The organism is Hymenobacter nitidus, from assembly GCF_020447315.1.
GTDB lineage: Bacteria > Bacteroidota > Bacteroidia > Cytophagales > Hymenobacteraceae > Hymenobacter > Hymenobacter nitidus.
Map to the genome: position 1 here is coordinate 15,318 of NZ_JAJADQ010000007.1, position 15,209 is coordinate 30,526.

General features: G+C 61.1%; 12 protein-coding genes. 5 read left to right on the forward strand and 7 right to left on the reverse strand.

Going from position 1 to position 15,209, the window contains the following annotated elements; translation table 11 throughout:
• Window positions 1–276 precede the first annotated feature (276 nt).
• The 3 genes from LGH70_RS13760 to LGH70_RS13770 form a co-directional block, all read right to left on the reverse strand.
• Window positions 277–1,308 (reverse strand): 5-methylcytosine restriction system specificity protein McrC, encoded by a 1,032-nt coding sequence (locus LGH70_RS13760; RefSeq protein WP_226186623.1) that lies wholly within the window; start codon window positions 1,306–1,308, stop codon window positions 277–279.
• Between the two features lie 86 nt (window positions 1,309–1,394).
• The gene (locus LGH70_RS13765; RefSeq protein ID WP_226186625.1) at window positions 1,395–2,708 is read right to left on the reverse strand and encodes an AAA family ATPase; all 1,314 of its coding nucleotides are present in this window, start codon (window positions 2,706–2,708) and stop codon (window positions 1,395–1,397) included.
• 56 nt (window positions 2,709–2,764) lie between these two features.
• Complete coding sequence (locus LGH70_RS13770; protein ID WP_226186628.1) at window positions 2,765–4,858, reverse strand: sigma 54-interacting transcriptional regulator; 2,094 nt, start codon at window positions 4,856–4,858, stop codon at window positions 2,765–2,767.
• Between the two features lie 214 nt (window positions 4,859–5,072).
• On the opposite strand from LGH70_RS13770, the gene LGH70_RS13775 reads away from it, so the two are divergent.
• From LGH70_RS13775 to LGH70_RS13790, 4 genes are all read left to right on the forward strand, one after another.
• On the forward strand, window positions 5,073–6,398 hold the full coding sequence (locus LGH70_RS13775; protein ID WP_226186630.1) for a TolC family protein: 1,326 nt from the start codon (window positions 5,073–5,075) through the stop codon (window positions 6,396–6,398).
• Window positions 6,399–6,539: 141 nt separating this feature from the next.
• Window positions 6,540–6,971: a universal stress protein gene (locus LGH70_RS13780; RefSeq protein WP_226186632.1), complete on the forward strand. Its 432-nt coding sequence runs from the start codon at window positions 6,540–6,542 to the stop codon at window positions 6,969–6,971.
• A gap of 72 nt (window positions 6,972–7,043) precedes the next feature.
• Window positions 7,044–8,153, forward strand: coding sequence for an HlyD family secretion protein (locus LGH70_RS13785; protein ID WP_226186633.1), 1,110 nt, complete (start codon window positions 7,044–7,046; stop codon window positions 8,151–8,153).
• A 383-nt stretch (window positions 8,154–8,536) separates the two neighbouring features.
• Entirely contained in the window at window positions 8,537–10,108 is a 1,572-nt protein-coding gene (locus tag LGH70_RS13790; protein ID WP_226186634.1) for a DHA2 family efflux MFS transporter permease subunit, read from the forward strand.
• A 247-nt stretch (window positions 10,109–10,355) separates the two neighbouring features.
• Here LGH70_RS13790 and LGH70_RS13795 read toward each other — a convergent pair whose 3' ends face one another.
• The 3 genes from LGH70_RS13795 to LGH70_RS13805 form a co-directional block, all read right to left on the reverse strand.
• Window positions 10,356–11,393 (reverse strand): hypothetical protein, encoded by a 1,038-nt coding sequence (locus LGH70_RS13795; RefSeq protein ID WP_226186635.1) that lies wholly within the window; start codon window positions 11,391–11,393, stop codon window positions 10,356–10,358.
• Window positions 11,394–11,492: 99 nt separating this feature from the next.
• On the reverse strand, window positions 11,493–12,596 hold the full coding sequence (locus LGH70_RS13800; protein ID WP_226186637.1) for a TonB family protein: 1,104 nt from the start codon (window positions 12,594–12,596) through the stop codon (window positions 11,493–11,495).
• 289 nt (window positions 12,597–12,885) lie between these two features.
• Window positions 12,886–13,302 (reverse strand): BlaI/MecI/CopY family transcriptional regulator, encoded by a 417-nt coding sequence (locus tag LGH70_RS13805; protein ID WP_226186640.1) that lies wholly within the window; start codon window positions 13,300–13,302, stop codon window positions 12,886–12,888.
• A gap of 172 nt (window positions 13,303–13,474) precedes the next feature.
• Here LGH70_RS13805 and LGH70_RS13810 point away from each other — a divergent pair, with 172 nt between their 5' ends.
• Window positions 13,475–14,695 (forward strand): alpha/beta hydrolase family protein, encoded by a 1,221-nt coding sequence (locus tag LGH70_RS13810; protein WP_226186642.1) that lies wholly within the window; start codon window positions 13,475–13,477, stop codon window positions 14,693–14,695.
• 111 nt (window positions 14,696–14,806) lie between these two features.
• On the opposite strand, the gene LGH70_RS13815 is transcribed toward LGH70_RS13810, so the two are convergent.
• The gene (locus LGH70_RS13815; RefSeq protein ID WP_226186645.1) at window positions 14,807–15,115 is read right to left on the reverse strand and encodes a hypothetical protein; all 309 of its coding nucleotides are present in this window, start codon (window positions 15,113–15,115) and stop codon (window positions 14,807–14,809) included.
• Window positions 15,116–15,209 lie beyond the last annotated feature (94 nt).

Here is a 15,209-nt window from a genome sequence, read left to right on the forward strand (position 1 = left end):
GGGCTGCAAAAGGTAATTTTAATGTGCTTAGGTGTTGGAATGTGCTGATATGCTAGAATGTGCTGATGCTTAATGTGCGAAATGTGAGAAACGTGTCATTGCGAGCTTGCAAATCTGCCCTCTGAAACGTGCTGAGCTTCCTAAAATGAAAAGCCCTAACGCCAGCTCAGACGTTAGAGCTTTTTAGTAAAAGGGCGTGACTACCTGCGCAGAGGACGGATTGCTTTGGTTGCACCTCGCAATGACACATTTCCCACATTCTCCACATTTCCTACATTAGCTGATCAGGGCCAGCAGATCCTGGGCGATGCCGGGCCAGGGTTGGTTCAGGTCGATGGTGACGACGCGGACCGGGTGGCCGCCCAGGGTGTAGCGGGCCGCCATTTCGTGCCGGGCAGCGGGGTAGAGCAGAATGCCTTCCAGCTGTTGCCCCATCCCCCTGGGCTGGTTTTGCAGGTAGGCGTAGAGCTGATAGAGGTGGGGCGAAATCAGCTTCTGCTGGTCGTAGCGGGGGCGCAGGGCGGCTTTGTAGTACTTCGTGTCGAGGATGATTTTGCGGTCGGGAGCTTCCAGGGTGGTGTCGGTTATCATCACCGGCAGCAGGGCCATGTCGGCGGTTTGCTCGGCGTCGGCCTGCCAGGCGATGGTTTCGGACAGCACCCGGAAGCGGCGCTGCTCGTGGCGGTAGAAGTTGCGCACGAAGGCCTCAAACAGCTGGGCCATCAGCCGCTCGTCGCGCCGAAAGTCCCGGAACTGGGTGCGGCCCGCCGCGTCGGGGGCCGGCAAAGCGCTTTGGTGCAGCAACGTACAAATATTCAGCAGAAAACCCTCTATTCCCTGGGGCCGCAGGCGGCGCACCTGCCGCAGCGTTTGGGTGGTGCAGGCCGTAGCTTCTACCGCCGGGGAAAAGCGGCGGTGCACCGCCCGCACTTCCTGCCGCAGAGCCGGCGCCAGACTACGGGTGCGGCTCAGCTGCTCCAGCATGCCCAGCAGCAGGCGGTTGAAGGGCGTGTTGGTGCTCAGCTCGTCGTAGGCGCACACGGCCCGGCCCCGCCGCAGCAAATCCCGGCTCAGGCTAGGCGCCAGCAGCAGGCGGCCGCGCAGCTCGGAAAGCTCTTCTTCGCGCTCTATATAAACCTGGTCGAGGCCCTGGCGCAACAGCCGCCGCGTGCCCGTGAGCAGTACCTGCGTGAGCAGCTCCAGCGGCTTGTGAAACGCGGCGGCTTCCACGGCCAGCAGCTCCTCGCGCTCCGGCAGCCGGTTCCAGGCGTAGCACAGCAAATAGTACAGGTTCTGAATCGGAATCACGGATTCGAGCGGATGTTTCGGATGACACGGATTTTGCTCACACCACTGCGCCTCTGAATTACTTGGTAAGAACTGCCACAGCGGGCCTACTTACTCAGCAGCTTTTTGCGGTGCGCGGCGGCCTTTGCAGGCTGGTCGAGCCAGTACTCATCCAGCAGAGGCGCTATTTCCTGGGTGAGAATGGAATCCAGCCAGGCAGAAGCTTCGGCTGAACTAGCGGGCAGCTGGCAGAAGTAGCTGTGACCCAACTGAAAGTCGGGGCCCAGCTCCGGGTCGTCGGCTATGGCCTGGTTCAGCTCCGTGAGCCGACTTACCAAGCGGCTGATAACGGCTTTGGGCACCTGGTGCGCGGCCAGAAAGTCCTGGAGCGGCGAGCCAAACTCGGGCTGCATCTGTAAAAAGGCAAAGCGGCGGCGCAGGGCATAATCCAGCGGGGCCAACGACCGGTCGGCGGTGTTCATCGTGCCGATAACGAACAGGTTGTCGGGCACGAAAAACCGGGCCGCCTCGGCCGGGGCATACGGCAGGCGCACGGCGTGCTGGGGTCCGCGCTTATCGGCTTCCAGCAACAGCAGCAGCTCCCCGAAAATCCGGCTTACGTTGCCCCGATTGATTTCGTCGATCAGCAGGAAATACGGCTTCTCAGGCTCCTGCGCGGCTTTCTGGCAGCTATCCAGCAGCACCCCGGACGTCAGACGAAACGCACCCTGCCCATCGGGCCGGAAGCCCTGGATGAAGTCCTCGTAGCTGTAGCTGGGGTGGAACTGCACCAACTCCACGCGGCTGGCATCGGTGCTGCCCAGCCCCAGCCAGGCCAGCCTCCGGGCCAGAAACGTCTTGCCGGTTCCGGGCGGGCCCTGCAGAATCAGGTTGCGGCGGCGCTGCAGTGCGCTTTGGGCCTGGATCAGGGTTTCCTCGGCTACGAACAGCTCCCGCAACGCCGTAGCCTTATCATACGGCACAGCGGGCGGCAGCTCGTAGGGCACCAGCGGCTCGGCAACTTCCGCCGCTGTTTGCAACGCTTTAGCGGGCTTGGTAGCAGCTTCCCGACCTTTGCCGGTGTACAGCTCCTGCATGGCTTCCTGGGCGGCCACGTCGCCGTCGTGGGGCGAGTTGGCCAGAATCGGCCGCTTGGTCGTGACGGTGAAATCCAGCCGTTCGAGCAGGTGGTTGGTGGGGTTGCCGGCCAGCAGCGGCAGCGCAGCTTCGGGCTGCCCGCTGGCCAGCCGAAACGCCAGCTGCACCACCGGCCGCGGCGGGTAGCGCCGGCCTTTATACACCAAATCGTACACGGTGCTGGCCGGCAGTGGGTGGCTTTCCCGGTCGATGAGACGCAGGGCCCGCAGCACATGGTCGCGGGTAAGCTGGGCGGGCGTAAACGGGGTGGGGGAGTCGGGCATCAACAGGAAAAGTACACGCAAAACGCCAACAAACCGCTGGGGGTTCGGCTGAGTGGCTACTCTGTTACCTGGTGCTCGCGCCGGATACCGAGCTTTTTCATGCGCGCTTCCAGGGTTTTGGCGTTGATGTCGAGCAGAGCCGCCGCGCCATTAGGACCACTCACCCGGCCGCCGGTACGTTTCAGGGCCGCCATAATATGGTCGCGCTCCTGCTCGCGCAGGGTTTTCAGCGGCGCGCTCTGCTCCAGCACCGACAACGGCGGCGCGGCCTGCGCGGCCACGGCCGAGAAGCCCGAAAACTCCAGAAATGGCCCCTGGCTCACGATGACGGCCTGCTCCAGCACGTGTTCCAGCTCGCGCACGTTGCCGGGCCAGCCGTAGAGCTGCATCGTGCGCAAATCCCGCTCGCGCAGGCCCCGCACAGGCTTGCCCATCTGCTTGGTGAAGCGCTCCAGAAAGTGGCGCATCAGCGGCTCGATGTCCTCGGGCCGCTCGCGCAGGGCCGGCAGCCGGATGGGAAACACGTTGAGCCGGTAGTACAAATCGGCGCGGAAGCGGCCGGCGGCCACCTCGTCTTCCAGCACCCGGTTGGTGGCGGCAATAACGCGCACGTCGGTCTGAATCACGCGGCGGCCCCCGATGCGCTCAAACTCCTTTTCCTGCAGCACCCGCAGTAGCTTGGCCTGCAAATCGAGCGGCAGCTCGCCGACTTCATCCAGGAAAATCGTGCCGCCGTCGGCCAGCTCAAACTTGCCGATGCGCCGGTCGTGGGCCCCGGTGAAAGCACCCTTCTCGTGGCCAAACAGCTCGGATTCAATCAGCTGGGCGGGTAAGGCGGCGCAGTTCAGCTTGATCAGGGCCCGCTCCTTGCGGGGCGAGAGGTTGTGCAGGGCCCGGGCCACCAGTTCCTTGCCAGTACCGGTTTCGCCCATAATCAGTACGGTAGTATCGGTGGGTGCTACCTGCGCAATGCGGGTCTGAACCTGCTGCATCACGGCACTCTGTCCCACGAAATCCTCGAACTTGGCCGTGGTGTTGATTTCGTCGATGAGGTAGGTTTTTTCCCGCTCCAGCTGGGCGCGCAACGCCTCTATCTGCTCGAAAGCGTGCAGGTTCTGCATGGCCAGCGTGATTTGCGGCGCCAGGCTCATCACCAGGTTCAGGTCGTCGGGGGTGAAGGCGTCGGGGCGGTGGCTGGCCAGAATCAGGACGGCGGCGTGCTCGGCCTTGTTCCAGAGCGGCACGCCCAGCATGGCGCGGGTGCCGTTTTTTTCCATGGAGTACTGCAGCAGGCGGTAGCGGCGGGCGGCCAGCTCGAAGTCGAGGCCGGTTAAGAGCAGAGGCTGGGTGAAAGTCCCGATGATTTCGCTCTGCATCTGCTCCCGGTCGGGCACGCCTTCCCAGCGGCTGTCGTCCAGCACCAGGAAGCTGCCGTCGGCCTGCTTGGAAAATTCCACGAAGCCCAGCGTGCCCTGGGCCGGCCGCCGAATCCGGACGCCGAAGTAGTCGATGGGCACAATCCGGTCAATTTCCTCGGCCACGGTCAGAAACAGGGCTGCCCGGTCTTTGCGGCTGAGTAGGGCGTTGGTCACGGTCAGCTGCAGCGACTTTTCCCGCTCGCGCCGGGCCACTTCCTCAAAAGCCAGCGCGTTGCTGACGGCTACTGCAATCAGGCTCCCGATTTTCTCCAGCAGCGTTATATCGTCGGCCGTGAAATCGGGGCGGTGCCGGGCCGCCATCGACAGCAGGCCAATGAGCTGCCCACCCGTGCGCAGGGGCACAAAGGTGGTGTAGTAGATGCCGCGCTGCTGCAGCAGCAGAAACGGCAGAAACTCGGGGTAGTCGGGCGTCAGGTCCCGGATGTCCACCTGCTGCACGCGCGGGTCGCGGACGAACAACTCCGTGGGCGAATTGGCCACCAAGGTCGCCTCGCTCAGCGAATTAGCCTGGTAGGGCACGTCGCCGAGGTAGTCGCGCATAAACAGGCGCTTGTACTGATGGGCGCTGTCGAGCGTCACCACGGCTATCATATCGAACGGGAAAATGAGCCGGAGCTTTTCCGTGACGATTTGGAAGAGCTTATCCTTGCTGCGCGTCGTGGCTATGGCCTCATTCAGGTACAGCAGCAGAGATTCATCCTGGTTGGGCATAGCAGTAAACTTTCCTGAAATAGCAGGAACATTAAATAGGATTTCCTGACATATAAGGAAAACCGCTGGCCCCAAAAAGAGTTTATAAAACCCAGTTAAAAAATATTATCATCATCTATGAGCTTGTAAAGGCGATTTTGGTAAAGATTAATTTGGTTTTAATGGGTTGGCACAAGGTTAGGTAAGCAGGGCGTACCAACAAGTCGTATTTCTGATGCTTCCCCGACCATTATTTGCCGCTCCGCTGCTTGCTCTTGGCCTTGCCTCGGTCGCCGGTACGGCCCACGCCCAAGGGCCGGTTATTGCCGATTCTCTGTCCCTGGACGGCACCATTCGCTCGGTACTCGACGCTAACCCGGCCATTACGACGCTGGAAGAAGAGGTGAATGCCGCCACCAGCCGCGTAACGCAAAGCCGGGGTGGGTTTCTGCCCCAGGTGAGCGGCGTGGCCACTTACACCCGGATTGATCCGGTGGTGAAGCTGCAAATCGCGCCTGAGTCCCCGGCATTTCAGTTTCAGCCCAACAATAACTACGACGCACACATCACGCTGCAGTATGGCCTGCTGGACTTCGGCAAGAAGGACGCGACCTACAACCTGGCCGAAAGTCGCCGGATTACGGCCGTCGACCAGATCAACGTGACGCGCCGCGACCTGGCGTACTCGGCGGCCCAGGTGTACTACAACATCCTGTTTGTGCGCGAGAGTATCAAGGTGCAGGACGCGCAGATTGCCTCGTTGCGCCAGCACCAGCGCGAAATGGAAAAGCGGGTGGAAGGCGGCGTGAGCACCAAGTTTGACGTGACGACCACCCAGGTGCGCATCACCCAGGCCCAGAACACGCGCATCGACCTGGAAAACCAGCTGCAAAACCAGCAGGCCCAGCTGGCCCGCCTGCTCCACAAGCCCGAATATGCGAACGTGCCTGTCCGCGGCAGCTTCACCTACACCCCGCAGCCGGTGGACGTATCGGCGGCGCTCAACCAGGCCGTGGAAAACCGGCCAGAAGTAAAGCTGGCCCGCGACGCCGAGCAAAGTGCCAACCTGAACCTCAAGCTTATTGAGCGCAGCAATATGCCCGTGCTGGGCGTGGGCGCGCAGGTAGGCGCCAAAAACGGCTACCAGCCCAACCTGGACCGGATTCGGCCCAACACGGTGGGCGTGGTGCAGCTCTCGGTGCCGATCTATGACGGCAACAAGAACAAGAACCAGCGGGTGGAAGCTCTGGCCAACATTCGCGGGGCGCAGTCGCGCATTCAGGATACGCAGGAGCAGATCCGGGCCGATGTGCGGCAGGCGGCCAACAACCTGCAGAGCAGCACGGCGCGCTACGAAAACGCCCAACTCCAGATTGCCCAGGCCTCCGACGCCCTCACCCGGGCCAAGGCCCGCTACCGCTACGACGTAGGCACCAACCTCGACGTGCTGGATGCGGAAACCTCCCTGGCGCAGGCCCGCCTGGCCCGCCTGCAGGCCATCTACAACTACACCCTCGGTCAGTACCAGCTCAAGCGCGCAACCGGCGAGCAGATATGGTAGCGGTGAGTTAGTGAGTTAGTGAGTTGTCGTTCATGCTGCACAATATGCGCCACCTGCGCAAGTCGCGCAAACTGCATCGAGCTGCACCAACCGAACATCAAACTCATCAAATTACTAAGTCACCATTTCACTAATTCACTCATGCATCTCTCGCTCATCTTTTGCCCGATTGACTTCTCGGTCGCTACGGCGTCGTTGGTGGCTTATGCCGCGGCGCTGGCAGCGGGAGCGAAGGCCGAGCTGCGGCTGCTGCACGTGCTCAAGCCGCAGCCGGTGCTGGCCACCGACACGCCCGATGTAGCCCTGGCGGCGCACCTGGCCCACTACCGGGCGGCGGCCGAACAGGCCGGAGCCCGCGTGACAACCAGCGTGTTGCGCGGCGAGGCAGCCCCCGAAATCGTGGCGGCTGCCCGCCGCCACGCCGCCGATTTAATCGTAATAGGAGCACACGGCCAAACCGCACTGACCCGCTTTCTGATGGGCAGCACCGCCGAGGCCGTGGTGCGCACGGCCCCGTGCGCCACGCTGCTGGTTAACGCGCAGAACCCGGGCGAATACCGGAAATCTGCCTAAGGAAACGCCGCCTCTGGGTGCTTTCCACCTCACAACACTACTCAACGAACAACTACTCACTGATTCATTTTCATGGCAACTCCCGTTCACCCCGATCAGGCCGCTGCACCCCGTCACGCTTCGGCTCCCGCTTACGAGCCGGAAGTTGAAGAGCAGGAAAGCCGCTCGAAGCGTCCCATCATGTTTATTATTCTGGCCCTGGTGCTGCTGGTGGGTGGCTATTTCGGCTACCAGCGCTACCAGTTTGGCCAGACGCACGAAGAAACCGACGACGCCCAGGTAGAAGGCGACGTGTACCCCATTCTGCCCCGCGTGGGTGGCCCCGTACTGGAAGTGAAAGTGCAGGACAACCAGCCCGTGAAGAAAGGCGACGTACTCATCGTGCTCGACGCGGCTGACTACCAGCAGCGTATCAATGCCGCGGAAGCTGCCCTGGCGGCCGCGCAAGCCAACGTTGTGGCGGCCCGCGCCGGCGTCAGCACGGCCTCGGCTACGGTGGGCTCGGCCACGGCTACCATTGGCGTGAGTGATGCTACCCGCGCCAAGCTGGAAAAAGACCTCAAGCGCAGCGCCTTTTTGCGCAAGGAAGACATCATCCCCCAGAGCGAGTACGACGCGGTGCAGGCCAACCTGAAGTCGACCAGTGCCCAGCGCGCCACGGCCCAGCAGCAGGTGCAGGTGGCCCGCCAGCAGGTAGTGGCCGCCCAGCAGCAGGTAGCCGTGGCCCAGGCCGTGGTGAAGCAGCGCCAGGCCGACCTGGATAACGCCAAGCTGCAGCTGAGCTACACCACCATCACAGCGCCCGGCAACGGTATCGTGAGCAAAAAGAACGTGCAGCCCGGCCAGGTGGTCAGTCCCGGCCAGCAGCTGATGGGCCTGGTGGCTTCCGAGCAAACCTGGGTTATTGCCAACTTCAAGGAAACCCAGCTGGGCAACATGAAAGTGAACCAGCCCGTGACGGTGGAGGTCGACGCGTATCCGGACCAGGAGTTTGAGGGCCACATCGAGTCATTGTCGGCCGCTACCGGGGCCCGCTTTGCCCTGCTGCCCCCCGACAACGCCAGCGGCAACTTCGTGAAAGTAACCCAGCGCGTGCCCGTCAAAATCGTGCTCGACAAAGTAGACCCCCAGCACCCGCTGCGCGCTGGCATGAGCGTAACGGCCACAGTGAAGGTCAAGTAGTTTCTGGGGTAAGAGGGCCTGGGGGCAGGAGGTTTATTTCTTCCAGTACCTCTAGTCGCCACTTTCTGCCGATCGGCTATTTGCTTTTTTTCTGTTTGTCGCGGGCCGTCTTCTCTGCTTTGCCAAGAATGGACATAACCCCTCTCACTTCGGTGAGCAGTTCATCAAGCCTGTCTTCGGGTAAGTGTCCGCCTTCGCTCAGCATTTCCAGCCACAACACCGACTCGTCATAATCCGCAAGGCAAACGCCTTGGTCCGCTGTCGAAAATCTTCAGCAAAATCAAAATTCGATAGGTTATTCGACATAAGAAGGAGCGGGGAGTAGTGCCCCAAAGAAAGCAACTCCTACCCCACACCTCCATACCCTCCTACCCTAACCAAGAATGGAAACCGGACTTACCAAGTGGATCATCGTTATTACGGTGGTACTCTGCTGCTTGCTGGAGCTGATTGACACGAGTATCGTGAACGTGGCCCTGACCCAGATGATGGGCAACCTCTCGGCCACGCAGCAGGAAGTAACCTGGGTAATTGCCTCCTACGGCATTGCCAACGTCATCGTGATTCCCATGACGGGCTTTCTGGCCGAGCAGTTTGGCCGCCGCAACTACTACTTCGTGTCGGTGGTCATCTTCACCCTGGCCTCCATTGCCTGCGGGCAGAGCACCAACATCTGGGAGCTGGTGGCCTTCCGCTTCGTGCAGGGCATCGGCGGCGGCGCTCTGATGGCTACTTCCCAATCGATTCTGATTGATACCTTCCCGCCCAAGCAGCTGCCGCTGGGCCAGGCCCTGTTTGGTATGGGCGTCATCATCGGCCCCACCATCGGCCCCACGCTGGGCGGCTACATCGTGGATAACTACGACTGGCCCTGGATTTTCTACGTAAACGTGCCCGTGGGTATCATGGCGGCCATTTTTACGCTGCTCTTTATCCGGGACCCCGAGCGCATTAAGAACGCCGTGCCGCGGCCCCTGCGCGAAATCGACTGGGCGGGCATTTTCCTGCTGATTCTGGGTGTGGGCTCGTTGCAGCTGGTGCTGGAGCAGGGCGAGTCGGAAGACTGGTTTGAAAGCGCCTACATCAACAGCTTCACCGCCCTGGCCGTTATTGGCCTCGTGGGCTTCGTGTGGCGCGAGCTGACGGCCGCCCAGCCCATTGTGGATCTGCGCGTGCTGGGCAAAAGCCGCAACCTGGCCGTGGGCGCGGTGCTGTCGTTCGTGCTGGGCTTCGGCATGTTTGCCTCGGTGTTCATCTTCCCGATTTTCACCCAGCGTATTCTGGGCTTCTCAGCCGCCCAAACCGGCTACATTTTGCTGCCCGGCGCCCTGGCTTCGGGCCTGATGATGCCCGTTATCGGCAAGATGCTGCAAGCCGGCGTGCCGCAGAAGTACATGATTCCGGCCGGCTTCCTCATCTTCTTCGTCTTCACCTTTTGGATGGCCCAAATCATTTCGCCCACGGCCGGCGAAGACGACTTCTTCTGGCCCCTGATGGTGCGCGGCCTGGGTATGGGCCTAATTTTCCTGCCCATTACCACCATGAGCCTGGCGGGCCTCAAGGGCAAAGACGCGGGCCAGGCGGCCGGCCTCACCGGCATGATTCGCCAGCTCGGCGGTTCGTTTGGGGTAGCCATCGTGGGCACGTACCTGGAGCGCAGTATTGCTCAGAACCGTATCAGCCCGCTGGCGCACATCTCGCTCTACGACACCAATACAGTGCAGCGCATTCAGGCTTTCACGGCCAACTTCATGGCCCGCGGATTTTCCTTCGAGCAGGCCCAGAAACAGGCTTACGCGGCTCTGGAAGGCATTCTGATGAAGCAGGTTTCCATTATCACCTACTCACAGGTGTTCTCTATGATTGGCCTCTTCTTCGTTGTCTGCCTGCCGCTCATATTCCTCATTAAGCGGGCTAAAGGCGGCGAAGCCATTGACCTGAACGCTGCGCACTAGCGGCGAGATGGTGAAGTGGTGAACAGGTGAGTTGTCGTTTAGGCGGCGCTTACTTTGCTACTAAGAGGTGGCTGCGCGTAAGCACGGCCGCCTTTTGCTTTCTCGTGGAGGTCTGTCGTCAAGGACCAGAGGCGCTAAGCAGCACTAACCCCGGGCCGCCCTACAAAACAAAGCCCCGTCGTGCGACACGACGGGGCTTTGTTATGAGGAAACATAAGCGTCAGAGCGACACTCACCAGTTCAGTTTTTACTGGTACTGGATGTAGAGGGGCTTGGGCGTAAGCTGGGTCAGGACCTCGGTGGGGGTCATGATATGGTGGGGCTTGGGCCGGGCATCGTACTCGTAGAACAGCTTGAAGCCGGTGTACTGCACGGGCTCGGTCTGGATGTAGTCGTGGTACGAGTCCTTTTTCAGCGTGGGCTCGCCGTGGCCGTCCATGTGCATCACCACCTGCACGCGCGGGTCGAGCTTGATGTTTTTGTAGTTGGTCACCATCTTCCGCGTGAAGCGGTGTACCGTCAGCACCTTGGGCGGGAGGTTATTCTCGCTCACGATGCGGGCCAGGAAGTTGATGGTAAAGTTGATGTCCTTCGCGTCGAGGGTACCGATTTTCTGGTTGGGCCGCACGCCGGGCATGGTGGAGAGCGAAAACTCGGGGTCGATGCCGAGATGCACAATCGGGTCTTTCAGGTACTCGGTCAGCTTGGGCAGCTCGGCCTCCAGGGTGCTGTGGCCCGGCTGCACGTCCAGAAACAGGATGCAGTTGTGCTCCTTGGCCCAGCTCAGTACTTCCTGAATAGTGGCTTTGGAGTTCATCAGGCGCCATTTGCCGTCCTTGCCGGCGGTGCCCTGGGCCGTGATGGTTACGTTGTGCAGCGCGGCCTGCACCGGAATGCTGGGGTCGGCGGCCTGCCACTCCTTGAGCACACCTTCAAACTTGCGGAACATCTGCTCCTTGGGCTCCCGGCCCAGAATACCCATGCCTTTCGAGCGGATGTTGCCATAGAAGGCAATGATGCGCTTGCCCGGCAGAATGGCGCCCGGCAGCTGTCCGCTCTTTTTTACGATGGAGTCGGCCTTGAGCGAGTCGCGCAGCATGACCTGCTTTTTCAGGGCCGCGCTGTCGATAACGACAGGTTTGGCGGGCACTTCGGCCGTGGCTTTGGTATCGGCGTTTTCACCTTCCGAGCGGGTGCCGCAGCTTGTGAAAGCCAGTGAGAAAACAAGGCCCAGTGCTGGCAGCAGCGGCCGGGAAAAGCGGGAGAAATTGGAAAGAGAAGACACTGAAGAAGGTAACGTTGAAAGCAAGACTGGTCAGCAAGTTACGGCTTTTTGCCGCGAAAAAATCCGTCCGTTTTCGTTTGTGCCCCGTCCAACCCCGGCTCAGCAGGCCGAAAACATCCCATTCCACTGCTGAAACGGTAAAATAAGGCCGGTGCTACGCGGCTCCGAATAGGGCTCAAAAGTAATTGGTAGCGTGAAGCTCACGGCTACCGGCTTACCCTGCAGGCGCCCCGGCCTCCAGTTGGCAGTAAGCTGCTTGACGGCTTCTACTGCGGCTTCGTTCATCGCCTGCGCCCCTGCTTCGTGTCCCGGAGCCACGATGCCCTTCTTCAGTGCTACGCTGGTCGTACGGCCCTGGGAGCTCACCACAAACTGCACGAACACTATGCCGCCGAGCCGGGCCGCCTTGGCTGCCGCCGGGTACTTCAGGGTAGCCATAATAGCCTGCGTCAGCCCTTGCTGCCCACCAGGATACTCCGGCAGCTGGTCCACGTTGTCGTACACCGTTTCCTCGGCCGGTGGCGGTGGCGGCAAGGCTGGAACTGGTGGGAGGGGAGGTGCAGGTGCCAGCTCGGCCTGTAGCGGCGGCGGAGGGGGGGGCGGGGTGCTTTCGCACGCTACATTGACCAAAGCCAGGGTCAGCAGCAAGCCCAGCGTAGTGGGCAGCGTCAGCCACTGTTTCCAGCGGCGGGCGGGGTGGGAGCAGGTCAGCATAGCAATCCGGGTTAGGGTTTGGGAATAAGTGAAAGAATGAAGCAGGGACGACCGTGAAGTCAGGCGGTGAAGGGTAAGGCGGGCCAGCAGAGAGCTATAGGCCGTAACCACAGTGGGTTGCGCTCCGGCGCCCAGCACCGCCTTATCAGCGAGGTATTCGTGGGTGAGCTCCAGGGCCCGGGGGTAGAGGTGCACAAATGGATTCAGCCAGAGGGCGGCGCGCAGCACCTCCAGGCCCAGGCGGTCCAGAGTGTGGCCCTGAGTTACGTGGGCTACTTCGTGCTGCAGCACCTGCCGGGCTTCGGCGGATGTGAGCGGGGCCGTTTCGTCCCAGAACACCCAGCGCCCGAACGAGCTGATGGGCAGCCGACCATCAGTATACACCAGAGTATAGCTGAGGTGCATTTCCCGCGGCAGCCGGTGCGTAAGCCGCCACAGGCGCCCCAGCTGCAACGCCAGCCGCCCCAGCAGGATAGCTGCAACTGCCAAGTACAAGCCTGCCAGCCAAGCCGCATGCGGCGTCTGAGCCTGGCTGGATAGAACCACTGCTGGCAGCAGCAGCGCGGGCATAACTGGTTGAGCGGCTGGGGGTACCGCAACGGGCAGCCATTCTGCCAACGGAGCAGTAGTTAGCGTGAGCAGAGGCGGGGCAACCAGTGCTAGCCAAGGTGTTAGGTATAAAAACTTTCGGTTGAAGCCAAAGCTGGCTTCCCGGCGCAAAACCAATTGATAAAGCAGCCAGCCAGCGCCCAGAAGCAGGGTGCTTTGCCACCACCAGCTAATCAGCGTGAGGAGAGTTGGGACGTGCATCGTCGTCGGTGGGTTTGGTGAGGTCTTGCTGGGCCAAGTGCAGCAGCTTTTCCAATTGGGCAGCATCCAAGTCTTCTTCCTTGGCAAAAAAGGACACGAGCCGACTAAACGAGCCGCCGAAATAGCCGCTTAGCAGCTTGCGTAGCGAAAAGCGGCGGTAGTCGTCCTGGGCCACGAGTGGGAAATAGCGGTGGGTGCGACCAAAGGCTTCGTGGTCAACAAAGCCCTTCTGCTCCAGAATGCGGATGATGGTCGAGACGGTGTTGTAGGCCGGGGGCGGGCCGGGCATGTCAGCCAGCACTTCCTTCACAAATGAAGGTCCGCGCTGCCAGAGCACCTGCATCACCTGCTCTTCAGCCTTCGTGAGTTCGGGAAAGGTTTCCATAGTGTCGGAGTTGAGTTATTGAATATAAAACTAAAAATTTAGTTAAACAACTATTTTTTTAGGTCAAGCAAGTGGCCGGCTGAAAACGAGTCCGTTGAAATATGCCCGCTCAGGAAATCTTTTGCGGTGGCCGGTGTTGTAGAGGCTCTTTTACACCAGCTTAACAATCAACGTGCTACTACCCAACTTTCAGAATCATCTGGCCCGCCTCAGCCTGCTGCTGTGGGTCGGCATCAGTACTGCCGCCGGCTCGGGCTGCACCAAAGACGCGGCCACACCGCAAGCGGCCACCGAAACCCCGGTAGCGGCCCCGGAAACTCGCCTGGTTAGCAGCACGCTGATAGGCGAATACTCCCCTGGCCAGCTGGCCGGCCGCGTGTCCGAAATTCCCATTGCCGGGGCCTTGGTGCGCTACCCGATTCGGGTGTACCGCCTGACGTATACCACCCGCAACACCGACGGCCAGAACGTGACGGCCTCGGGCGCCCTGCTGGTGCCCGTGACTCCGCAGGCGCTGCCGCTGCTCAGCTACCAGCACGGCACCATCCGGCCCGACGATGAGGGCCGCGCGCCGTCGTATTACTCCCAGAGCAGTGAGGTATGGTCGGCCGTATCGGTGCTGGCCTCCACGGGTTACGTCGTGTCGGCGCCCGACTACATCGGCTACGGGGCTTCCAAAAACCAGCCCCACCCGTACGAGCACGCGGCTTCCCTGGCCTCGGCTTCGCTGGATATGCTGCGAGCTGCCCGCGAGTTTGCCGCCAAGGAAAAGCTGACGCTAAACCAGAAAAACTTCCTGCTAGGCTATTCCGAAGGCGGTTTTGCCACCATGGCGCTGCACAAGCTGATAGAGGAAAAAGCGGCCGGCGAATTCACCGTGACGGCCAGTGCACCCGGGGCCGGGGCTTACCACAAGTCCGCCTTCGCCGACTACATCCTGAAGTCGGATGAGCCGCTGAACTTCCTGAGCACCTACGTGTGGGTGCTCGACACCTACAACCGCGTGTACAGCATCAACCGGCCGATTCCGTACTACGTCAATCAGCCCTGGGCCGCGCAGCTGCAAACCAACCTGTATGGCGACGTACCCGGGCGCCCCAAGGAGCTGTTTACGCCCACTTTCCGGCAGGGTATTCTGGAGAAAACCGACCAGCAGATGCTGAATGCCTTCCGCGACAACGACATCTACGACTGGCAGCCCAAGGCTCCGCTGGCCCTGTTCCACGGCACGGCCGATGACTACGTGCCGTTCTTCAACTCCCAGGATGCCTACAATGCCATGAAGGCCCGCGGCGCTACCAACGTGACGCTACGGCCCATTCCGGGTGGCAACCACTTCTCCTCGGCGGCCAGCTACACCCTGCAGGCCTACGCGTTCATCTCGCAGTATTAATAAAATAGGCTGACTGCTCGTCGGCTTAAACGCCCAACAGCGCCACTTCCCAAGTTCGGAGGTGGCGCTGTTGGGCGTTTGAGCGGTATGTGTAGCCTGAATAAGCAGTCGTTACGCGGCCGTAGTCTGCTGTTCTGTCCGTTCTACTGGTTGGGCAGGAATTGGTGCTATGGCCTGCCGCAGCCAGGTGCCTGCCAGGGAGGCCAGCCCACCTACCAGGCCACCAAGTACAGCCGTGAGCAGCACCAGCGCCCAGGGGTTGCCGCCCAACGGCAGTAGCTGGGCGACGCGGTGGGCCAATAGTCCGTCGTTCTGCACCGACCACCACGCGGCCAGCAGTAGCCAGCCCAGCCCAATGCCCAGAAAGCTGGCCAGGAAAGCCCGGCCACCGTGGCGTTCCAGCAGGAAAGCTGCGACCAAGCTCAGGGGGACTATGCACCACCAGGGCAGGAACAACTGCGTCAGGGCACCTAAAACAAAGATTAAAAGGAAAAGACGCATCAGAATCAGGAAG